Source organism: Emticicia sp. BO119, assembly GCF_013912375.1.
Lineage (GTDB): Bacteria > Bacteroidota > Bacteroidia > Cytophagales > Spirosomataceae > Emticicia.
In genome coordinates, this window is record NZ_JACETV010000002.1 from 983,761 (window position 1) to 1,007,896 (window position 24,136).

The 24,136-nt window shown below is 38.4% G+C and carries 16 protein-coding genes; 6 read left to right on the forward strand and 10 right to left on the reverse strand.

Annotated elements, in window-relative coordinates; genetic code table 11:
* The first annotated feature begins 5 nt into the window (after positions 1-5).
* The gene (locus H1R81_RS10885) at positions 6-284 is read left to right on the forward strand and encodes an iron-sulfur cluster assembly accessory protein (protein ID WP_181840735.1); all 279 of its coding nucleotides are present in this window, start codon (positions 6-8) and stop codon (positions 282-284) included.
* Between the two features lie 53 nt (positions 285-337).
* On the forward strand, positions 338-4,057 hold the full coding sequence (locus H1R81_RS10890) for a HAMP domain-containing sensor histidine kinase (RefSeq protein ID WP_181840736.1): 3,720 nt from the start codon (positions 338-340) through the stop codon (positions 4,055-4,057).
* 308 nt (positions 4,058-4,365) lie between these two features.
* On the opposite strand, the gene H1R81_RS10895 is transcribed toward H1R81_RS10890, so the two are convergent.
* Complete coding sequence (locus H1R81_RS10895) at positions 4,366-4,767, reverse strand: hypothetical protein (RefSeq protein ID WP_181840737.1); 402 nt, start codon at positions 4,765-4,767, stop codon at positions 4,366-4,368.
* Positions 4,768-5,022: 255 nt separating this feature from the next.
* On the opposite strand from H1R81_RS10895, the gene H1R81_RS10900 reads away from it, so the two are divergent.
* Positions 5,023-8,088, forward strand: coding sequence for a two-component regulator propeller domain-containing protein (locus tag H1R81_RS10900; protein ID WP_181840738.1), 3,066 nt, complete (start codon positions 5,023-5,025; stop codon positions 8,086-8,088).
* Positions 8,089-8,091: 3 nt separating this feature from the next.
* Positions 8,092-8,745, forward strand: coding sequence for a nicotinamide riboside transporter PnuC (pnuC, locus tag H1R81_RS10905; protein ID WP_181840739.1), 654 nt, complete (start codon positions 8,092-8,094; stop codon positions 8,743-8,745).
* Between the two features lie 39 nt (positions 8,746-8,784).
* On the opposite strand, the gene H1R81_RS10910 is transcribed toward pnuC, so the two are convergent.
* Entirely contained in the window at positions 8,785-11,139 is a 2,355-nt protein-coding gene (locus H1R81_RS10910; protein WP_181840740.1) for a prolyl oligopeptidase family serine peptidase, read from the reverse strand.
* 269 nt (positions 11,140-11,408) lie between these two features.
* Between H1R81_RS10910 and H1R81_RS10915 the strand changes: the two genes are divergently transcribed.
* Entirely contained in the window at positions 11,409-13,508 is a 2,100-nt protein-coding gene (locus tag H1R81_RS10915) for a BatA domain-containing protein (RefSeq protein WP_181840741.1), read from the forward strand.
* 98 nt (positions 13,509-13,606) lie between these two features.
* Here H1R81_RS10915 and H1R81_RS10920 read toward each other — a convergent pair whose 3' ends face one another.
* The 8 genes from H1R81_RS10920 to H1R81_RS10955 all read right to left on the reverse strand — a co-directional run bounded on the left by H1R81_RS10920 (position 13,607) and on the right by H1R81_RS10955 (position 23,470).
* Positions 13,607-14,113: a DUF6265 family protein gene (locus tag H1R81_RS10920; protein WP_181840742.1), complete on the reverse strand. Its 507-nt coding sequence runs from the start codon at positions 14,111-14,113 to the stop codon at positions 13,607-13,609.
* Positions 14,114-14,225: 112 nt separating this feature from the next.
* On the reverse strand, positions 14,226-15,278 hold the full coding sequence (locus tag H1R81_RS10925; RefSeq protein ID WP_181840743.1) for a 2-oxoacid:ferredoxin oxidoreductase subunit beta: 1,053 nt from the start codon (positions 15,276-15,278) through the stop codon (positions 14,226-14,228).
* Between the two features lie 4 nt (positions 15,279-15,282).
* Complete coding sequence (locus H1R81_RS10930; protein ID WP_409013548.1) at positions 15,283-17,121, reverse strand: 2-oxoacid:acceptor oxidoreductase subunit alpha; 1,839 nt, start codon at positions 17,119-17,121, stop codon at positions 15,283-15,285.
* Positions 17,122-17,157: 36 nt separating this feature from the next.
* Entirely contained in the window at positions 17,158-18,954 is a 1,797-nt protein-coding gene (locus H1R81_RS10935) for an FAD-dependent oxidoreductase (RefSeq protein WP_181840744.1), read from the reverse strand.
* Between the two features lie 130 nt (positions 18,955-19,084).
* Complete coding sequence (locus tag H1R81_RS10940) at positions 19,085-20,485, reverse strand: NAD(P)(+) transhydrogenase (Re/Si-specific) subunit beta (protein ID WP_181840745.1); 1,401 nt, start codon at positions 20,483-20,485, stop codon at positions 19,085-19,087.
* A gap of 35 nt (positions 20,486-20,520) precedes the next feature.
* Complete coding sequence (locus tag H1R81_RS10945) at positions 20,521-20,829, reverse strand: NAD(P) transhydrogenase subunit alpha (protein WP_220275200.1); 309 nt, start codon at positions 20,827-20,829, stop codon at positions 20,521-20,523.
* A 49-nt stretch (positions 20,830-20,878) separates the two neighbouring features.
* The gene (locus H1R81_RS10950) at positions 20,879-21,997 is read right to left on the reverse strand and encodes a Re/Si-specific NAD(P)(+) transhydrogenase subunit alpha (protein ID WP_181840746.1); all 1,119 of its coding nucleotides are present in this window, start codon (positions 21,995-21,997) and stop codon (positions 20,879-20,881) included.
* Between the two features lie 243 nt (positions 21,998-22,240).
* Positions 22,241-23,470 (reverse strand): carboxypeptidase-like regulatory domain-containing protein, encoded by a 1,230-nt coding sequence (locus H1R81_RS10955; RefSeq protein WP_181840747.1) that lies wholly within the window; start codon positions 23,468-23,470, stop codon positions 22,241-22,243.
* Positions 23,471-23,654: 184 nt separating this feature from the next.
* Here H1R81_RS10955 and H1R81_RS10960 point away from each other — a divergent pair, with 184 nt between their 5' ends.
* Positions 23,655-24,089, forward strand: coding sequence for a (4Fe-4S)-binding protein (locus tag H1R81_RS10960; RefSeq protein ID WP_181840748.1), 435 nt, complete (start codon positions 23,655-23,657; stop codon positions 24,087-24,089).
* The last annotated feature ends 47 nt before the right edge of the window (positions 24,090-24,136 follow it).

Here is a 24,136-nt window from a genome sequence, read left to right on the forward strand (position 1 = left end):
ATCTAATGATAGTATTTACCGAAATAGCAAAAGAAGAAATAAGTAAAACCCTGAATTCTCCACAAATACCTGCCGGATACGCACTTAGGGTAGGTTTGAAAGGTGGGGCATGTTCGGTAAATTATCTTTTAGGATTAGATAAAGCTACCGAGCATGATGAAATATACGACATAGAAGGAGTAAAGGTAGTGATAGACCGCAAACACCTGATGTACCTGATTGGAGTAAAGATAGACTACACACAAACCGAGGCTGGAATGGGCTTTGTAATTCTGAAAGATTGATTGCTTTTGGCATGGTTTTCGATTATTTTTTTACCGAGAATAAATAGGTGAACATGGATTTGAAGTTATTAAAGAAACATCTCTTCCTTATTCTCTCCATAGCTGTTACTATAGCTGCTGCCCTGAATTTCTTTATTTTTGAGAAAGATGCCCCAAGGGCATCGCAGGAACACTATGTAAATGCTATCAGAGAAAGAATAAGGACTGAAGTCGTACGGTCTAAAGATGAACTTTTCAGCATAGGTACAAAGTATCAGAAAGCCCCTGAAAGCACTTTCCTGAACTTTGAGGCTGTAACGGTTTATCCTTATTATATTTTTCGGAATGGACAATTAGTATATTGGTCTGACCATCGTTTTGTGCCCGCTTATCAGCAATTAGCAGGCAATACAGAAACTAAACTATTAAGTACAGAAAATAGTAAATACATTGTTAATACAATTAAATTTGGTAATAAAGGCGGAACAATAGAGGTTTTTTCATTAATAAACCTCTATCGTAAATTTCATAATGAAAACGATTACCTGCATAACGGGTATAATCATAAGCTATTTTCAACCGAACCTCAGAGTGTATCAGACCAGGCAAGCAAAGAGGCATTCCTGAATATTACTGACGATAAAGGCCATTTCCTTTTTTCGGTAATACCGCCACAGGTTGAGAAACTGACTAATTCCAATATCCCGAGCAATACGCTTTTCTTGTTAGCTATCAGTATTCTTCTATTGGGTGTATATATTGCGCAATGGATCTCTAATCTGATAAAGATACATCAGTTTGGGCGTGCCTTTGCTTTATTAGCTGCCTATCTGATTTTTATTCGGCTCATGATGCTATCAAACAGCATTCCATTTATTGTTTATGAATCGAATCTTTTCAATCCCAAATTTTTAACTATAAGTGCACTGGCTCCCTCGTTAGGAGATATGCTGCTCAATGCCTTTGTTGTTTTTATACTGGTGGGTTATCTCGCTACGTTTTTCTATCGGTCAAACACCTACTATAAGCTTTCCAAGACTTCTCCAATATTTCAGGGTATTGTTTCAGTAATATTGGTTGCAACTTCAATGGGTGTTACAACCCTGTTTTTCAGAAACCTTTGTAGCATTTACGAGAAATCTCAGTTTACTTTAGATTTGTCTCTGAGTATATCTTTCTCTTCGTTGAAAATAGCCACTCTGTTATTCTATATTATTCTGTCTATTATATTCTTTCTGATTAATCATCTGCTTTGCAGCCTTTTTTTGAGATTGAATAAGAACTTTAAAATGGCAGTTCTTAAGTGGCTCATAGGTGTATTGATTGGTCTGTTAATAACAGGTATCATCGATCAGTTTAGATGGGTTTATCTGATAGCAGGGCTTTATTTCTTGTTGGTATATGCTAACAAATTTCCACGATTCTTCTATAATTTTAAATATAAAACAACCATATACTTTTTTACGGGAGCTTTTGTTTTTGCATTTATTGCTATGTTTGTCATTTTTCATGAAGAACAGAAAAAGGATTTTTACGATAAACTGAAGTTCGGGCAGAAGTATCTTGCAGAAAACGATGTGTTAGGAGAAGGACTATTGGCAAGAGTAGTACAAACTGTGCAGCAGGATACGGCTATAAGTGCGGCTTTAGGCCGGGCAACTTTAGCCCGTGAACAAGCCCAGCAGATTATTAAAAGCAAACATCTTGATTTGTACTTTGACAGATACGATACTGATGTGCTGGCATTTGATAAAACAGGTAAATCGTTAGACCTATCAGAAGGCGCTAATAATCTGAGTTATTACGAAGAGAGTTTTCGTAAACCTGAATACAAAACCAATAACCCGAATATCTCTTTTATTGATGACATCGGAAATAATTTCATTAAGCAATATGTAGCATTTATACCTGTCAGTAAAAATAATAGCCTGATAGGTCACGTAGTACTTGAATTGAAATTAAGAGATGAGTTTGCCGAAAGTGTTTATCCTGAATTGCTTATGGATAAAAAATTTGCGCAAACACCCGAAACCCGAAATTATAGTTATGCTATTTATGATGAGAAAAACCAGTTAATCTTCAATTCGGGTAACTATAATTATATGCGTAAGCTGCCGGTGTCGATGTTAAGTAACAAAGATCTTTATGAAAAAGGGGTAGAACTGAATGATTATAATCATATAGGTAAAATCGGGCAGAATGGGCGTAAAATTGTTATTTCATCAAAATACCAGATATGGCAAAGTGTTTTTCCTAATTTCTCATTCCTGTTTTTACTTTCGGTACTTTGCATTGTATTTGTAATGCTGATGTACACTTTGAAGTATAGCTTCAGAAATATGAATGTGAATTTTTCTACCAAAATTCAGTTATATCTCAATGCTGCATTTTTAGTGCCTTTGATTTTGGTGGTGATTATCACTTTAAGCGTTATTAACTCAACCTTTGTAAGTAATCAGGAAAAAGCCTATCTCGATAATACCAAGAATATTACTTCTACTGTACAGCTGCAATTAGAAAATTTTACGCAGAAACGCATGAGCAGGGCTTTTTTAGAGCAGGAAATAAACGATTTGGCACACGATACCAAATTAGATATAAATCTCTATAATTTGGATGGCAAGCTGAGTCTGACTACTCGTCCATTAGTCTATGAATATGGCTTGATTTCTCATTTCATTAATCCGATAGCTTACCGGCGTATTATTGAAGAAAAAGAAAATGAGGCCTTACTGACTGAGACTTTGGGTAGCCTTACTTATAAGACTGCCTATATGATTATTAAAGGACAGGATAGCAAGCCTTTGGGGGTAATCGGAATTCCTTTTTTTGATGCCAAGCCTGTTTTAGACCGTCAGGTAACAGAGGTAGTGGCGTCTATATTGAACATCTTTACTTGGCTTTTCCTGATTTTATTAATCATTTCTTATTTTGCCTCTAATGTCCTGACGAATCCGTTGAGAATTGTAGCCCAGAAACTGAAAAAAACTAATCTTGATAAATTGCATGAGCGATTAGACTGGAATTCGGATGATGAAATAGGGCTTTTAATGCGCGAATATAACAAGATGTTAAAAAAATTGGAAGAGAGTAAAGTGGCACTTTCGTTGAGCGAAAAGCAAACAGCCTGGCGTGAAATGGCTAAACAGGTTGCGCATGAAATCAAGAATCCGCTTACACCCATGAAGTTATCTATTCAACAATTGCAACGAACCTTGACTGTTGATAACCCCAAAGCCAAAGAGCGGATAGAAAGAGCTTTGAATTCATTGACCGAGCAGATTGATAATATCAGCGAGATTGCAAATTCATTTTCGGAGTTTGCTAAAATGCCAGTACCTCGCAACGAAACCTTTGATTTAGTACCGCTGATTCAGAAATCGGCCGATTTATATGCTGAAGATGAAAAGATTGCACTCAACGCTTATATTAAAGAGAGGGAGGCATGGGTTGTAGGAGACAGACAGTTTATGAGTCGTGTGGTTACAAATCTTATCATCAATGGTATTCAGTCTGTTCCTGCCGGGAAAAGACCAATTATTAATCTGCGGCTCTATAAAAGCGAAGATGATAAAGTCATTATTGAGATCCAGGATAACGGGTCGGGGATACAGGAAAATCATCGTCAGAAAGTATTCTTGCCGAACTTCACAACAAAAATCGGAGGATCAGGTTTGGGATTAGCTATGGCTCGCCGTGGGGTGGAGCATGCCGGAGGTAATATCTGGTTTGAAACCGAAGACGGGCGCGGAACAACATTTTTTATTGATTTACCTTTAGCTATAGCCAAATAAGATTTATTTAAGCCAGTTTCTCAACCAGTATGCAAGGCCAATAACTTTTACCAGCCAACCCGATTTCTTGATTCCTTTTTTGTTTTTTGGAGCAGCTATTACATAATTGGTCTTCATTTCTGTAACTATAAAAATCTGCGTTCTTTATGTGCAAAATTAGTAAGTGATTCAGTAACATAAAATAAGACTATAGGAACGGCCGTGCGCAGTTTATTTTCGGCAAGAATAATTGTTAATTGGCAGTCAGACTGCTCGTATTGCTTTTAGACACAATTACAAGTAGGAATATAAGCCATCTAAATACTGTTTTATGAATAAGCACTTAGATAGCTTTTAAAGATATTATGAATTTTATTAGATAATCCTATCTGAATCCCATTTACTTCACAGAAAAGCGTTTTGCCTTTTTCATGTATATTCTTTATATCGCTCCAGGGAATCAGTAAAAAAGGGTGTCCGAATCGGAACAAAGGACTTACTGATAAAAACAAACCAGCCTCTGAAAGAGAGACATTCAGAATCCGGTTATAATAAAACTTCCCTACCTTGCCAGAGACACCAAAATAGTTTATTTCGTTATGTGTATAAGTGGTTTCATAGGTATTCTTCAGGTTATCCCACCCACTTAAATGAGCTATCATTTTGAGGAGTGCCACCCAAAACACAACTACAATAAAGGCTCCCGTTGGTATCAAGAAAAATAAATTCATGGCTTTTAATTATGCTGTATTCCTAACTGTCTTGCAGACTAATATAAGTCTATTTTTTTTTAGTAAAGGCGCAGTTTTTTTTCTGGCAGGTTTGAATTCATAGATGGCAGAGGTTAGTTGATATTTGGCAGAAAATCAATACGCATTTTAAAGAAGCCAGGATTTGCCGTTTGATTGATAAAAAACTTTTTATTTATATTGAATAAAATTTACGAGACAAATGGTGTTTAGACCTGTTTTTAACCTGATAAAAGCTTGAAAATCAATCACCCATACATCAAACTTTCCTTTACGAAAATCTTTTCAGTTTTCTTATTTTGTTTGTTCAGGTTATCACTATGTGCACAAGAAATCGGGAGCGGTATAATAGAGCATTTTGATAATACCAATGGGCTGACGCAGAATACGGTAGTAGCTATTATGGAAGACTCAAGGGGTTTTTTGTGGTTTGGGTCACACGATGGCTTACTAAGGTACGATGGGTATCAGTTTAAGGTTTTTCGTCCTGATCCGGATAAACCCAAAAATTCATTGCCCCATGCCCGTATATATAATATCTACCAGGCCGAAAACAAATTGTGGATTACTACAGGAAGCGGTATATCCGAAATGAATCTGAACGACGAGTCTTTTCACAATTATATGACGGGTATTCGGGTAAGAGCAATCTATCCAAATGGCAAAGATATTTTCTGGCTCGCTACCAATCAGGGTATTTATGAGTTTAATATTCTGACGAAAGTTCATAAAAAACTGATTTCGGGCAATTCGTTTGACCTGGTCTTGAATAGCAATTTCAGTAAGATTTTTTATTCAACCAGTGAGGGCTTTTTTGAATACGATCTTGCTTCTGCGAAAGCAACTAAACGGATTTTCAGGAATTTTAATGAGAGCGTATCTTTCAATATGTTAAAGTCCGGAAAAATAACCTGGGTAAATGTAGATAACTTAGGCATGATTGGCCTGGATGATAATTGGAATGAAGTGAAAATAATTGATTTCAAGAAGTTTTTTCCGGATTTGAAAGAATTCAGTGTCAATGGAATCAATAATGATCGACATGGAAATATCTGGGCAAGTACGCTCACAGGGCTTTTTAAGTATAATCCTGTTGATGGTTCTCTGCTTATGTTGCCTTCCGACGACAATAAACCGAATCTTGTGCACGGCTCACCTCTCTTTACCTCATATGAGGATCACACCGGAGTTATATGGGTAGGTAGTAATAATTCAGGTATAAGTAAGATAAATCTCAATAATATCAAGTTCAGAACCATTAATATGGAAAATGGCCTGAACAATAAATTTATTCTTACTTTTTGTGAGGCCGGAGACTACATAATGGTAGGAACAGATGGAGGAGGATTGAATTTATGGAATCGGAAAACCAACACATTTGAATACATATTAAGTGCAAATATTCAGCAAAATCGTATTTTTTCTATTATTGAGATCAAGCCCGGCATTTACTGGTTTGGCACTTCTGATAACCTGGTAGAGTTTGATCTGGCTACCAAGCGTATATCTGCACTCACACCAGAACACGCTAAGCTCACAAAAAGATTTACTAACCAGTTTATTAAGAAAATTATCAAGGCCTCAGATGGCACAATCTGGTTAGGCACGCAGAATGGCGTAGTAAAATATAACCCCAAAACTTATCAGATTGATACATTTACCGCTACTGAAAATGAACTGGAATTGGTAAATACTTTACATGAAGACCGGAAAGGGAATGTCTGGATCGGGGGAAGGATTAATCTTTTAAAATACGACTATCAAACAAAAAAAATCAGCGTTATTCAAACGCAGTGCATAAACCGGAATATTCTGTTAGATGACATTGGGTCGATTTTTCAGGATGACGATAATCACCTCTGGATTACGAGTTATACACAAGGGCTTGCCTATTTCGATATAGGTACAAATAAATTTGTTTCTTATAATGTAAGCGATGGCTTGCCTAACAATATTGCCTATTTTGCTCTCCCGAAAGGAGATGATATATGGATCAGCACTAATTTCGGGTTATCTAAGTTCAATAAAAAGAGAAAAACCTTTACTAATTATGATGTAAGTGATGGTTTGCAGAATAATGAGTTCAATGGTGGCGCGGCTATTAAATTATCGACAGGCGAACTGGCATTTGGTGGTGTAAATGGGTTTAATATTTTTCATCCTGATAAAATACCTACCAATACCTACAAACCGCAGGTAGCTGTTACAGAAGTAAAAGTAATGAATCAACCATTTGCTTATAACCATACCAGACCCATAGAGATCAGCTATCTGAATAACTTTATTTCATTTGATTTTGCGGCTTTAGATTTCATTTCCCCTAAAAAAAATCAGTATGCTTATCAGTTATCAGGCATTGACAACGACTGGGTGCAGAGTGGTAACAGGCATTTTGTGAGTTATTCGCAATTACCCATTGGTGATTATGTATTCAAGGTTAAAGCTGCTAATTCAGATGGCGTCTGGAACGATAAACCATTAGAAGTAAAGGTTCGGGTAACTGCCCCATTCTGGAAACACGGCTGGTTTGGCTATACTTTATTAGGGCTTGCTATTGGTGGGATTATCCTGTTTTTTACTTTCAGGTTGAATCAGGTGAAACGGGAAGAAACAGAAAAAACTCAGTTAAACAGAAAGATTGCCGAATTAGAAATGCGTGCGTTACGGGCGCAGATGAACCCTCACTTTTTGTTTAATTGCCTCAACTCAATTAATAGTTTTATTCTGTATAACGAAAATCAGGAGGCATCGAGATATTTATCCAAGTTCGCAAAGTTGATCCGACAGATATTAGATAATACAGATAAACCGTATGTGCCGATTGAGAAAAATGTGAGTTTCCTGAAATTATATGTTGAATTAGAACAGTTACGCTTTGGAGACAGGAGATTCGATTTTGAAATTAAGGTTGGTGACAATATCAATATTCATGAAGTATTGTTTCCGACTATGATTGTGCAACCCCACATTGAAAATGGAATATGGCATGGTCTGATGCAGAAAACAGATGGTGTAGGTAAAATAATCGTGAAATATGCACTAAATGAAGATGAAAATACTGTCTCATGTTCGATTGAAGACAATGGAGTAGGACGTGCCAAATCAAGGGAACTAAACCAGTTGAGTGCTAACCGTAGGGATTCTAAAGGCACTAAAAACGTTTTGGAAACCATAGAGACACTTAATAAACAATATAATACTAACCTGGGCAAGGTGATCACAGAAGATTTGTATGATGAAGAAAAAAGACCTGTGGGTACTAAAATAACGATCACAATTCCTATCTTGGAAGAAAAAGAATAAGGCATGGATTTTTTCGATATCAATAATATATTTTTTGAGCTTTGGGGAGTAAAAATGAGCCATTTAGAGTTTTATGCTACGCTTACTGGCTTAGTAGCAGTGATTCTTTCGGCTCAGGAAAATGTATGGAGTTGGATTGTGGGGCTTGCCAATGTAGTACTGGCCTTCATTATGTTTTATCAGATTCAGTTATATCCTGATATGTTCTTGCAGGTGTTCTTTTTTATCACCAACCTGATTGGTTTCTGGCAATGGAAATACCCGAAAGAGCAGGAAGCTAATAAGAAAAATGAATTAAAAATAAGTCAATTATCTTTGCAGCAATTCGGGTTACTTACGCTTATCGGATTAATGGGTACTGCCTTATTAGGTACATTTGCCAAAAATCTTCATGAATGGTTGCCTATGGTTTTTAGCCTGCCAAGTGCTTTCCCTTATATGGATTCTTTTACGACTGTAATGAGTATTTTTGCTACATTCCTGCTCATTCGCAAAAAAGTGGAGGCATGGTGGGTTTGGTTAGGTGTAGATATTATCAGTACATATATGTATTATATAAAGGAGGTAAAACTCTACTCACTGCTCTATGCAGTATTTTGTATAATAGCCTTATTTGGTGCAGTAAATTGGACGAAAGAGTATAAGAGAGCATTATGAAAGTGAGAGCCGTATAGGTTATACGGCTCTTCCTGAATATTACTTCAACCTTTCCTCAAACAGCTTCAGAATCCGTTTATATTCATCCATCCATGAGGTGGGTTCTACAAAGCCGTGGTCTTCCATCGGGTAACTCGCCATTTCCCAGTTCTCTTTTTTAAGTTCTATCAGGCGTTGTACCAATCGGTAAGAATCCTGGATATGCACGTTTACATCGACCATACCGTGGCAAATCAACAAATGCCCTTTCAAACCTGCGGCATGATAGATAGGAGAACTTTTACGGTAAGCTAAACTATCTGTCTGAGGTTCGTTCAGAATATTAGCCGTGTAGCCATGATTATATGCTGCCCAGTCTGTTACAGGCCTTAGGGCTGCACCTGCGGCAAAAACATCGGGTGTGGTAAACATGGCCATAAGAGTAATAAAACCACCATAAGAGCCTCCATAAATACCTATTTTTTTAGGGTCGATACCGTATTTGTCGACCAGAAGCTTAGCTCCATCTACATTATCAGTCAGGTCTTTGCCACCCATAAAACGATAAATACCTGTCCGGACGTCACGACCGTAGCCTGAACTGGCCCGATAATCAATGTCTAAAACCGTATAACCTTTATCAACCAATAAATTATGAAACATATACTCACGGAAATACTGGCTCCACCATTTATGTACATTTTGCAGATACCCTGCACCATGCACAAAAACAACAGCCTTTTTATTCTTTAGTTTTTTGGCTGGCTCATAAATGCGGGCATAAATATCTGCCCCATCACGGGCTTTAAAAGTAATAATTTGTGGCTCTTTCCAGGCATACGCCTTAAATTCATCTGTTAATGAATTAGTGAGTTGCTCGGCTGGTGCTGCAGGTTTATTATCTTGAATAAACAATTCCCAAGGTTTATTCATATAAGAGTAACGAATAGCAATTTGAGATTCGTCAGGAGAAAGCGTGGCATCATTGCCTCCTACCATACCTGTAATCCTGGTTCTTTCTCCACCTTTCACTGCCATTTTATAAAAATGGGTTTCACCTGGGTGCACCTCATTGGTGGTCATGTAAAACCATTGCTTATCTTTTGATAATTGTGCCTGTTGTACTTCAAATTTACCGGAGGTCAATTGTTGCTTTTCACCGGTTAGCACATTAATTGTATAAAGATGTGAATAGCCTTCAGCTTCAGACTGGAAATAAAGCGTTTGCTCATCTACCCAGCCAATATTACCCATACTGAGTGTAAAGCCCATGCCAGGGCCACCTATCCATGCCTCATCATGTTGGCGGTCCAATAGTTTCAATTTCCCTGTGGCTGGGTCTAAAAGCATAATCCAGCGGTCTTTATTGTCAAAAGAACGCACCACTACCACAGCATTTGATCCATTCTCTGACCAGTTAGGGGCTGTAATAATGAGTTTACGGCCGGCAGGCTTCTTTTTGGTAGTATCGTTTTGTTTCTGATAATCTTTCAGAAATTCAGGTTGCTGAGTAAGACCAACAAGGTCTTTGGTACTAATCTGATACACCGTATCTTTTTTGGTATCATATACAAAGCTCTCGTAACTACTCATAGGACTACCCACTTTGGTTCGGGCAGGCAAGTCTTGCGTAAAACCAGACTCTGTAACGTAACTTGGTACAATGGTAGTTTTTGTCCCGGTAGCTGGGGTAGAAAGACGATACGTGATGTAGCGCATGTCAGGGCTTACAACCGGAGCTTCAAGGTTCTTGCCATCTAAATATATTTCTTTCGGACGCTTCGGCTGATCGGACTTGGTATTTTTTTCGGTTTCGTCTTTTTTGTCTTTACGTTCTTTCAATATTTCAAACATGGCCAGTTGATCTGCTTTCAACCATTTTTCTTCGTCATTTAATTTGGCTTCTGCTTTTTTACTACCTACTACGAAATTTGATATTTGTGAGATAATCCCATCTTCCAGACTCAGGCTGAATATATTACCTGCCCTTAAAAAGATAACTTTGGTTTGATCACCACTAAAATACGGGTTTGATTCACGCTCAATAGTGTTTGTGAGTTGTTTGATTTTCAGGGTTTTGCAATACATAAGGTATAATTCACCCTGTTTTTCATATACTTTCAGCGAGTTATCACGGTTATAGGTACCTGATTGAGCCGGTAAGGCTCGTCTTTCTTTAGGTAAAACTTTAACAGGAGTTTTATTAGGCAGTACAATTTTATAGAGAGAATCTCCTTTGTTTTTATCAGGATTCCACGAGAAATAAATGGTTCTGGAGTCTTCTGACCAGAAAATATTGCTGGGCGATGTGCCTATCCATTTATAGGGTTCCTGCATAATTTTCTCGACGGTTAACTGGGCTTGGGATGCAAAAGAAAACAGTAAAACTGATAGTAAAATGAAGTGTTTTTTCATGTGATTCAGGGAGTAATTAGTTTTGACAAAATTACTCTATTTTATTAAGTTTGCTAATCTGATTTATTTTGATTTATTTATGATTGATTAGCTATTAACTGAAAAACTTCTCAATTCTACTTTCAGTGTAAATATTACCTTGCTTTGGCATAATAATTGGCTGATGTGTCGAATAAACGTAAAATATCAATGAAACATTGAAAGGAATTTCAGACTTTTACGTTTAATTATTAAAAATTTTTAATGATATACCTTTAGGGACTTGATATATGCAGTTTCTCTTTCCGTCTTTCTTGTGGGGTTTATTGGCTGTTTCGGTGCCAGTTATTATTCATCTCTTTAACTTTCGTCGTACCAAAAAGGTATTTTTTACGAACGTTGCCTTTCTGAAAGCGGTCGAAACAGAGACAAGCTCATTCAGACGTATCAAGCAATGGTTGATATTGTGCTCAAGGGTTCTTTTTCTTGCGTTTCTGGCTTTTGCTTTTGCTCAACCTTTTTTGCCTGCCAAAAATGTGGGTCCTAACCGCTCGTCAGGTTTAGGTGTCAGCAGTTTGTATCTGGATAACTCGTTGAGTATGCAGAATACAACAGAAAACAAACGCTATTTAGACCTTGCCGTTACAAAAATAGACGAACTCCTGACTTTATTCAGCCAGTCGCCTAATATACAGTTGGTAACCAATGATTTTTCAAGTGAAGACCAGGCCGTTACCAATGCTACCAAAGTAAAAGACAGATTAACCTCAATAGGGCTATCACCCAATCCACGCACATTTGAGGGTGTCTACAAGCGTCAGCGAAGTTTAGCGCAGAAACATAATGCGAGTGCCAATAATCAGTTTTTTTGGTTTTCTGATTTTCAGAAAAGTACCTCAGGTAATCTAAAAAATTTCAGAATAGATTCTTTGGATAAGCTATTTTTGGTGCCTGTACAAGGTAAGGCTTCTCAGAATGTATTTGTTGATTCGGTGTGGCTGGCTTCGCCTTTTATCAGAGAAATGCAGAACAATGTGCTATATGTAAAGGTATTTAATTCGGGTGATAATGAAGTTGAAAAACTACCGGTCAAATTATTTATTGATAATGCTCAGGCCTCTACTGCTTCGGTAGATATTGCACCAAACAGCACTGCAACGGCTACATTTAATTTTACAGTAAAAGACAAGGGGTTTCATAAAGGTAAAGTGTCTTTTGATGATCAGCCGATTACATTCGACAACGATTACTATTTTGTCTTGGATGCCTCACCTGTGATCCAGATCTTACATCTTTATCAGCAACGCAGTGCAGCAGATTATGTCGGAAAAATATTTGATAATGACAGCCTCTTTGCTTATCAGTCTTATAGTGCCAATAACGTTGATGTGGGGCAATTTAAAAATGCTAATCTGATTGTATTAGAAGGAGTTGAGCAGATAGCTGGTACTTTCAGGGCAAGCCTTGAGGGCTTTATTCGTCAGGGAGGAAGCCTGTTGGTAATCCCACCGTCAAATCCTGATGCAGAAGATTATGGCCAGTTTTTAAGCGGTTTTGGAATACAGGGTATTACTGTAATCAGCCAACCACCATTACCACAAAGCCAGTTGCCTATTGCAGAACCTAACCGCCAGAATCCATTTTATGCCGACGTATTTGAACGAACAACCCTGCAAGGCGTAGCTAATACTCCCCTTATGCAACCCGTCTGGAACTGGTCTGGAGTAGGAGAGAAGATACTGACTTTCAGGAATCTGCAAAACTTTATTACAGCTACTAATCTGACGCAAGGCAGAGTTTATATCTGTGCTTCACCGTTAGAGAGAACCTATGGTAACTTTGCCGAACACGCTTTTTTTGTGCCAACCATGTATAAGATTGCTTCAATGAGTGTAAGACAGGAACGAGCAGCCTATAATTTTAGTGAGGGAAGTATTACGATTGACATACCAAATGTAAAGAAAAATGCAACCTATAAGCTGAAGAGTGTTGTCTCGGAGGCTAATAAGAATAACTTAGAGATTATTCCGATTCAAAGAATCAATGGAAATCAACTGACTTTAGAACTACCTAAAGCAACGCAATTGAGCGATAATCAGCTATTGGAATCTGGCTATTATGAGTTGCAGTTGGAGGGTAAAACTGAGAAGCTATTGGCGTTGAACCACGACAATGAAGAATCGAAAATGGAGTTTTATACACCCGAAGAATTGAAAAGTTTTTTTGCCGGACAAAAGAACGTAACTATTTTCGATAATTTATTAGATGGAGATTTCGTAAAAACGTTTCAGGAAACTAATATCGGTACACCTCTCTGGAAATATTGTGTGATATTAGCTTTGTTATTCTTAGCAATTGAGATTCTTCTGATTCGGTTTATGAAAGGGTAAGAGATGTTTCATATTATATTAAGACCTTTTGAGTATTGGCTCAAAAGGTCTTTTGTTTTCGTAAAGATGTATTGCTATACGTCTCTACAGTTTTGGACTTACTTCACACTATTAAACACAAACAGATCAGCAAATACCCATTTACCGTTTTCCTGTTTGCCGCGTTGAATTACTAATACATCTGCCCCACGTTTTTCGTAAATGATACGGATAGAACCATCTTGTTTTTCAAACAATGCCCATTCTTTTTTAGACTCTATAAAGTTGTACCGATCAGATACTTCTTTGTCTTCAACACCAATCAATCCGGGTTTGAAATGTTTTACTAATACAATCGGGCCTTTGTCAGTTTGCTCAAAAATAAGCATCTCATACATGGTTACTTTGTCGTCTTTCATCATGCGCATAAAGCCCGTAAGGTTGTCACCTGAGGGCTTTGCCCAAAAAGCCTCGATAGGGCCGCCGTTGAATGTTCCCTGCCAATGTCCGTGCATAAAAGATACATCGTTGAGATTTGCTTTCGATTGTGCCTGAGTATTTTTACTGAATATTAAGCAGTTGAAAAATAAAGCAAGAAGGGAAATAGTATGTATTGATTTTTTCATAGAAATGTAGGTAAAGATTGATAATAAGAACAGGTAAAATAGTATGCACAAAAATAGGGCTTATACATGAATTTACAAGTTTCATATATAAGCCCTTTATTTAATTTATATTTTATCTTAAACTCTGGTTCAATGCTTCTAAGGCATCAATTCCAGGGCAAAGAATATCTTCTTTTAGTGCATTCAAAGGAGTCTGGCAAGTGCCTAAAACTTCGTGCAGGCTTTGCGTATTTGGCTCAATATAAATCAACCCTGTCAGAATCTCTCCTTTGCTTTTGGCATTCTGAAGCGCAATCATCGCAGATAATTTATCTTCGGGATTCCAGCCCTGGTTGAGTTTCTGTAAGTTAAGAATAGAACCATCATGCAGGGTTACTTCTTTGCTGTCTCCTTCTTCATACGAAGTCGTAATTTCTTCCATAGTTGGTACAAAATCAATGGTTGAAGTAGCCTCTATATGTTCGCGCACGTAATCATAAGATTTGGTCGAACCTGTATTATTATTGAAAGTAACACAAGGAGATATCACATCAATCAAGGCAAAACCCGGGTGAGACATAGCAGCTTTTATCAGCGGAATCAACTGGGTTTTATCACCTGAAAAACTACGGGCTACAAATGTTGCACCTAATTCAAGCCCCAGACCTACTAAGTCAATGGCATTGAACATGTTAGTCGAGCCTGCCTTGCTCACAGAACCAGCATCTGCCGTGGCCGAGTCCTGCCCTTTAGTAAGCCCATAGCAACCGTTGTTCATGACTATATATACCATATTGAGATTACGGCGAATCGCATGGACAAACTGTCCCATACCAATAGAAGCAGTGTCACCATCACCTGAAACACCAAAATAAACCAGATCACGATTAGCTAGATAAGCTCCTGTTGCTACCGAAGGCATACGACCATGCACAGAATTGAAGCCGTGCGAATTGCCCAAGAAATAGGCGGGAGTCTTGGACGAACACCCGATACCTGACATTTTGGCTAAACGATGAGGTTCAATTGCCAATTCGAAACAAGCCTGAATGATAGCCCCGCTGATGGAATCATGACCACAGCCTGCACAAAGGGTTGAAAGCGCGCCTTCGTAATCTTTTCTGGTATAGTTTATTTTATTTTTCGGTAAGTTTGGATGCCGAAACGTTGGACGAATGTATGTCATGTTTTCAGGTAGTTACAAGGGTTTTGGTAATTTCCTTTACAATTTTATCAGCTGTAATAGGCATTCCATCGTAGTTGAGAATACGGATCAATTTTTTTGGATTGATTTCTAATTCATTTATCAGTAAAGAACGCATCTGGGCATCACGGTTTTGTTCAATCACATAAACAATTTCATGATCATCTATAAATTGCTCCACTTCTTCATTAAAAGGAAATGCCTTAATGCGCATAGCATCCATTGCCACATCTTGTTCACGCAATAAATCTATCGCCTCCTCTGAGGAATAAGTAGAAGTACCAAAGAAAATAACCCCGATAGGGCTCATATTTTTCTTCTGATAGAAATAGGGCTTCGGCATCAGGGTTTTAGCTGTTTCCCATTTTTTTACAAGACGCTCCATATTCCTGATATACACTGCGCTGTCTTCGGTATAAACTGCATACTCATCACGTGAAGTGCCACGTGTAAAATAAGACCCTTTGGTTGGGTGGGTACCAGGATAAGTTCTGTAAGGGATCGCGTCACCATCCACATCCAAGTATCTCCCGAAACGACCCATGTTTTCGAGCTCTTCGGCTGACAATACCTTGCCTCTGTCGTATTGTCTTTCTTTATCCCATTCAAAAGGTTCGCTCATATGGTCGTTCATACCCAAATCAAGGTCTGTTAAAACGATGATCGGAGTTTGCAGACGTTCGGCCAAATCAAAAGCATCGGTAGTTAACTCAAAACATTCTTTAGGGTTACTGGGGAGTAATAATATATGTTTGGTGTCGCCATGCGAAGCATAAGCTGCAATAGTAATATCAGACTGTTGTGTACGGGTAGGCATCCCTGTTGATGGACCTGTGCGTTGCACATCTATCAATACCGCTGGTACTTCGGCAAAATAGCCCAATCCTAAAAACTCATTCATCAGCGAAACTCCCGGCCCGCTGGTAGCCGTAAAAGACCTTGCTCCATTCCAATTGGCACCAATCACCATACCTATGGCCGCTAACTCATCTTCTGCCTGTACAATGGCATAGTTTTTTCTGCCTGTTACCTTATCTGTTCTGAACTTTTTAGCATATTTTTCAAATTTTTCTACTACTGATGTAGATGGAGTAATCGGATACCAGGCTGCTACAGTGGCTCCGGCAAATACGGCACCTAAACCACAGGCACCATTGCCATCAATCATGATTTTATTACCTACTTTATCTCTGCGTTCTACCCTGATATCTAAAGGATAACTAAAATTATCCTTCACATATTTCACCCCTAATTGCAACGCCTGAACATTGGCAGGGATCAGTTTTTCTTTACCCCTGAATTGCTCAGCAAGGAGTTGCTCTAATACGCCAAATTCAATGTCCAGAAGAGCTGAGAGCGCACCAACATAAATGATATTCTTGAATAATTGTCGTTGGCGGGGGTCTGAATATTGCTCCAGGCAAATGCCCATCAATGGAATACCCAAATAGGTAATATCTTCTCTGATGTATTCTTTATGAAGAGGTTTGGTACTATCATACATGAAATATCCGCCAGGACGCACGCTCTGTACGTCTTTTAACATGCTTTGTGGATTAACCGATACCATTAAATCTATCCCCTCACGTCGGCCTAAATAACCTTTTTCACTGATGCGCACTTCGTACCAGGTTGGTAAGCCCTGAATATTGGAAGGAAAGATATTTTTTGGTGTAACGGGAATCCCCATGCGGAAGATGGCTTTAGCAAACATACCGTTGGCACTGGCAGACCCTGTACCGTTTACATTGGCAAAGCGTACTACAAAATCATTAATAAGTTCTGACATTTTAAGCCGAATCGTCGGACCGTCCCTGTCGGGCATTAGTTTTATCGTTATTAAATAATAGTCTTGTTATTATCAGGCTGTTGCTGTCTGGCAACCATGATGGGCTTTGGTAACATTATAGAAAAACTTCTGCATATCCCAGGCAGATGTCGGGCATCTTTCGGCACACAAACCACAATGCAAACATACGTCTTCATCTTTCACCATTACCCTACCTGTAGCCAGAGTACCTGATACCAACAACTCTTGGTCAAGGTTTAATGCCGGAGCCATCAGGCGGGTTCTTAAGTCTTCTTCTGTACCGTTCACGGTAAATGTAATGCAGGAAGTAGGGCAAATATCCATACAGGCATCGCACTCTATACAGCGATTCTCGGTAAATACAGTCTGTGCATCACAATTCAGACAACGTTGTGCTTCTTTGAAACCCTCCAATTTGTTGAAACCCAATTCAACTTCTTTTTTACGGTCTTTCAGTGTCACGGCCTTATCTGCCTGTGCTACTACAAAACGATGATCGGTAGCTACTACACTATCATAACTCCATTCATGAATACCCATTTTCTGAGAAACCAGATTAGTATATGGAGACGGTCGGTCATTTAGTGACTTGCCCTGACAGAATAAATCTATTGAAATAGCACCCTGATGCCCTTGTGCTACGGCCGTAATAACATTCTTCGGTCCTAATGCTGCATCACCGCCAAAGAACACTTTCGGATTTGTTGACTGAAAGGTAACTGCATCTACTTTGGGCATTTCCCATTTATCAAACTCAATTCCTAAATCACGTTCAATCCAGGGAAAGCTGTTTTCTTGTCCGATAGCAACCAAAACATCATCAGCTTCAATAAATACATGGGCTTCACCAGTTGGCAGGAGTGAGCGTTTGCCTTTTTCATCATATACGGCGTGCACTTTTTCAAAGGTCATTCCTTTTAGTTGCCCATCTTCAACCACAAACGATTTGGGTACATGATTATCCAGAATCGGAATATCTTCATGCATGGCATCTTCTTTTTCCCAGGGAGAAGCCTTCATTTCAGTAAACGGACTACGCACTACTACCTTTACGTTTTCACCACCTAATCGGCGAGATGTCCGGCAGCAGTCCATAGCAGTATTCCCACCCCCTAATACAATTACGTTTTTGCCTATTTTATTCGTATGTTCAAACGCTACACTTGCCAGCCATTCAATACCTATATGAATGTTAGCAGCTCCTTCTTTACGACCCGGTAAATCGGCTAAATCTCTACCCCTTGGGGCACCTGTGCCAATAAAAACAGCATCATAATCTTTGGCTAAAACATCCTTCAGGCTTGAAACATAGGTTTTGAAGTGGGTATGAATACCCATATCGAGAATATTATTGACTTCTTCGTCTAAAACGTGTTCAGGCAAGCGAAAAGACGGAATCTGGCTACGCATCATTCCACCGCCTTTGATTTGCTCATCAAAAACATGTATTTCGTAACCAATAGGGGCCAGATCTCTGGCTACTGTCAAAGAAGCTGGGCCTGCGCCAATTAAAGCTACCTTTTTGCCGTTTCCTTTTTCAGGAGCTTTTGGAATAAGATTCTTAATGTTGCCTTTATTATCGGCGGCAACTCTTTTTAATCGACAGATGGCTACGGGTTCTTCTTCTACTCTTCCACGGCGGCAGGCAGGTTCACACGGCCTGTCGCAGGTACGTCCTAATACACCCGGGAATACGTTAGATTCCCAGTTAATCATGTACGCTTCTGTATAGCGTTCGGCCGCAATTAATCTGATGTACTCGGGCACAGGGGTGTGTGCAGGGCAAGCGTACTGGCAATCTACTACCTTATGATAGTACTCTGGGTCATTGACATTTGTCGGTTCCAACGGTTGAATATATTTTTATAATTAAATCGTAAGTAAAGCTACTTAATTTTAAAATTCAAAGCCAAATAATATTTTGTATTTGACTAAACTGGCAATGATTCTATGATATTTTGTCAAGAAAGTACAAATTTTACATCTGCTTTAACTCACTTACCAATTTGGTTAGCACTCCCTTCGCATCACCAAAAAGCATACTTGTTTTTGGCTGATAAAACAATAAGTTATCAATACCTGCATAACCTGCATTCATGCTTCTTTTATTTACTATTACGTTATGAGCATTTTCAACATCTAAAATAGGCATACCAAAAATAGGAGAAGATGGATCGGTTTTGGCCGCAGGGTTTACTACATCGTTGGCTCCAACTACTAAAACCACATCGGTTTTGGCAAATTCTGGATTGATGTCTTCCATCTCAACTAATTTATCATAAGATACATTACTTTCGGCCAATAAAACGTTCATGTGCCCCGGCATGCGTCCTGCTACAGGATGAATAGCATATTCAACATTAACGCCTCTTTCTTCGAGCAATGTTTCTAATTCATGGATCACGTGTTGAGCCTGTGCCACCGCTAAACCATAACCAGGCACTATTACAACTTTTTTAGCATAGTTCATTAAAATGGCTGTATCCGAAATTGAAATGTCTTTTATACTGCCTTTTACATCATTGCCTGCGGCACTCGCTCCGCCACCACCGAATGCACCGAAAATAACATTACTTAATGGACGATTCATCGCTTTACACATAGCTAAAGTAAGGATTGTACCAGCAGAACCTACTAAAATCCCTCCGGTAAGCATTACCTGATTCTGATACAGGAATCCCCCAAAAGCAGCTGCCAGACCAGTAAAAGAGTTAAGTAAGGAAATTACCACTGGCATATCAGCCCCCCCGATCGGAATCACAAATAAGACCCCATATATCAAAGCTGAAACAAAAAGCAACACAGGCAATAGCATGTGTTCTGGTTGTGCATAAACAATATAGATACCGAAGACAATCAATGCTACCATTATAATTGTATTCAGAATATTATAAGATGGTAGCCTGACAGGCTTTTTCATGGTTTCGTTCAGTTTCAGAAAAGCAATGATACTTCCGCTGAAAGACACTGAGCCGATAATCATGCCTGCAATGATGGTTGCCAGAGCTCCTGTATTACCAATATTATGTTCATATTCCATAATGCCGATTAAGGCCGCACAAGCACCCCCCATTCCATTGAAAAGTGATACTAACTCAGGCATTTTGGTCATTTGTACTTTGTTGGCTGTTAGCCAGCCAGCTACAGTACCAATGCCTATAGCAGCTAAAATCAGAATGATTTTCAAAGGCTCTCTTGACGTATAACCGTCAGGATGATTATACCATAGAATAGTACCTGCTATAGCTAAGGTCATACCGAATGCGGCATACAGATTCCCTCTTCGGGCGGTGTCGGGGTGGCTTAACATTTTTAAGCCTATTACAAAAGTGACAGAGGCTATTAAATAGACTATATCCAGAATGTATTTTATCTCCATTGCACTGAATTTGATAGGGTAGGTGTGTGTCTTCTTTATTTTTTCTTAAACATTTCCAACATTCTGTCTGTTACGGCAAAGCCTCCAACTACATTGAGTGTTCCTAATACCACTGCTACAAAACCCAGTGCTAATGCCAATATATTATCAACAGGCGTATTTAGCATCACAATAATAGCTCCCACAATCACCACCCCATGAATAGCATTTGCACCACTCATTAAAGGGGTATGTAGCACCGCAGGTACTTTGCCAATTACCTCTACGCCTACAAAAACAGATAATATCAGAATGTATATCATCTCAATATTTTCGCCTAAAAAACTGACTATATCGTTAATCATTATAAATAAGGTTATTTAGAATTTAATGAGTTGAATATTAGTATTGAATCTATTTTACCACAGATGGGTGCACTGCTTTGCCTTCATGCACAATCAATGAACCCTTAGTTATTTCTTCATCCATTTCCCACTTGAAACCGTCTTTATTTGCCAGGTGTAATAAAAAAGTTGAAATATTTTTGGCATATAATTCACTTGCATTCAATGGTAGAAGCGAAGGAATATTTGGTTCACCAACGATAGTTACACCATGTTTGGTAACAGTCTTGCCATATTCGCTGCAAGCACAGTTACCACCCTGTTCTACGGCCATATCAACTATTACAGAACCTAATTTCATGCTTTTTACAACTTCTTCAGGCACCAGCATCGGGGCTTTTTTACCAGGTATCAAGGCAGTGGTAATCACTAAATCGGCTTCACTGATGTGTTTCGCAATTACTTCCTGTTGCCTTTTGAGAAAATCTTCTGATACGCCTTTCACATAGCCTCCCTCAATTTTTACAGAATCATCACCTTGCACTTCGATAAACCTTCCACCTAATGATTGTACCTGCTCTTTGGTTTCGGGGCGAATATCGCTTACTTCCACTACTGCTCCCAGGCGTTTGGCCGTCGCAATAGCCTGTAAGCCGGCCACCCCTGCACCCATAATTACTACTTTAGCAGGTTTAATAGTACCTGCGGCAGTCATGAGCAAAGGGAAGATTTTACCTAAATGATAAGCACCAATAATAACAGATTTGTAGCCCCCAAGATTAGCTTGTGAACTCAGTGCATCCATTTTCTGGGCTCTGGAAATACGGGGGATCGCATCGACCGAAAAAGCAGAAATACCTTGCCTGACACTGGCTTCTATGAGCTCTGGATTTGTAGCCGCGTACATGAATGAGATAGACACAGCACCTTTTTTCATATGCCCGACTTCCTCAACCGTAAGCGGGTTTACTTTCAATACGATATCAGCACCTGAAAGTAGAGAAGATTTATCTTTTTCAGATTTAACACCAATGGCTTCATAAGCTGTATCGTCAAAAAAGGAGGAGACTCCGGCTTCTTTTTCAATCGCACACTCAAATCCGGCTTGAATCAGTTGTTTGCAGACTTCGGGACTTAGGGCAACACGTTTTTCAAATGCTTTGGTTTCTTTAATTATTACTATTTTCACTGGGTAGTAAGCTTTATTTATTACGCCTCTAATATAGAAATAATTCAAATATTTATCAATATATTCATAAGTTAAATTGCCGTTAAAAAATGTTTCGACTAACGGGAGGGTTTTTACCTATGTCTTTTGCTATTGTCTCGACGAATTGATTAAAAAATAATCAGGAAAGCGTGGCTTATTCTGAAAATCTGCTTCAGAATCAAACCAGAAGATTATATGATTAAAAAAAAACTTATGTAATTTCTAAGGTAAATCAGGTAGGTAATCAAGTGGAAGTAACTCGCCCATTTTTTCATAGCCCCATCTTCCCTCAAAGACAATAGCTAAAGGATTAATCAGATGACCATTTTTTTCGACAATTGCCGGAGATTCCAGTAATGATAGAATAGAAGTTTGAGGTATATTTTTTTGCCCGCCATCTGCAAATTGTGGCTCTTCAAATTCTTTGTTGTATATTACATATAAATGATTTGTAAATTCAATGTTAAATACATCCTTATGAGAGCTTACTATTTCTGATTCTTTTAGTGGAGTTCTGACTAAATACTGTATATATCTGGCAAAACCATTAGTAGCTAATTTCTTTAAAGACTGATTGATCCTTAGCTTAAGATCAGCAGAATCAACCATCATTTTTTCTTTAGATGCCTCGGTTACTATATTGCCTGTGCTATCTCGTTTTTCAGCTACCAAAGGCACAGAAAAAAGCATTTTATTCTGTCGGATCAGAGTGTGCATCACATAGCCTTCTTCGCTGAGCTTTTGTTCGGTCAGGGCTTTCAGAAAATGTTGTGAAGACCCATAATACGCTTTATTTCTGTTTTCGATCCATTGTTTTCTTCGTCTGTCACTTCTTGTTTTCATTTCTTCAAAGAACGGATAACCCCAGAAAGAAATATAACGCTCTTTAAAGTTGTATCTGAACTCTTCTAACTGATATTTTACTACATATCCTAAAGCTTTATTTTCAATTTTCAATGGTTCTTCGGCTCTGATAATCAGTTCAGAATCATCATTATTCATACTGAATGTTAAGGCCTCAGAATTTTTCAGTTTACATTCTTTTGAAAAATTTGTTTTACCCATAAATCCTTCTTCAAAAATGTGATAGTATTTTCTGAAGCCATCTTTCAGTCGTTTAATTGTCACTCCCTGTAATTCAATCGCATCGGCGTTCAGCATTATCAGCAGTGGCTTTCGTAATGTATCGGCTTTTAATTGTAAAGAGAAGGTTTGATATCCTACATAACTTATTACCAGATCAATAGTACCAGATGGCACGTTTATGAGTTTAAATCTGCCTTTGTCGTCGGTTTGTTGGCCTTTGGTTGTATTACTGATAAACACATTGGCAAAAATCAAAGGTTTTTTATCTGCCGCATCAATTACACGCCCTTCTATGTTTAGTTGACAGAAGCCGGCTAAAGAAAAACAGAATAATAGTAAAGTAATTGTAATAGTTGTTGTACGCATGCAGGCTTTATAAGACAAGTATTTCATCAATTATAATACAAAGGTATAACTAATTGTTTAGTTATTTTTTGAATAATTCTGAAAATCTTCAACGGAAATTTACAGACACCATTTTAAAAGCAAAGAAAAGCAGATTTGAAATAAATCTAAATTTCCTTATTATTGAATAAAATTTACGACCGATATGGAAGAACAAAAGAAAATAACCAAGCATTACGCAAATGATGAAGTAACGGTTGTCTGGCAGCCACATATGTGTATTCACTCAGCTATCTGTTTTCGGGGCTTACCTCATGTATTCGACCCTCGAAAGCGGCCGTGGGTAACACCTGAACACGAGAGCGGTGAGAAAATTATGGAGCAAATAGATAAATGTCCTTCAGGAGCACTATCTTATTTTAAAAACGTAGCAGGCGAACAGGAGAAGCAGATAGATAGTGAAACAATTGTAGAAACTGCCAAAAACGGGCCTTTATTAGTCTATGGTAATATATCAATTAAGGATTCAGAAGGTAATATAACCAGGAAGCATAAGGTTACAGCACTGTGCCGTTGTGGCTCTTCTGAAAACAAGCCTTTTTGTGATGGTACACATACCAAAATAGGTTTTATAGCCTGAAGAATCAAAGTAAAAATGGGTTATCAAGAATTTTATGATAACCCATT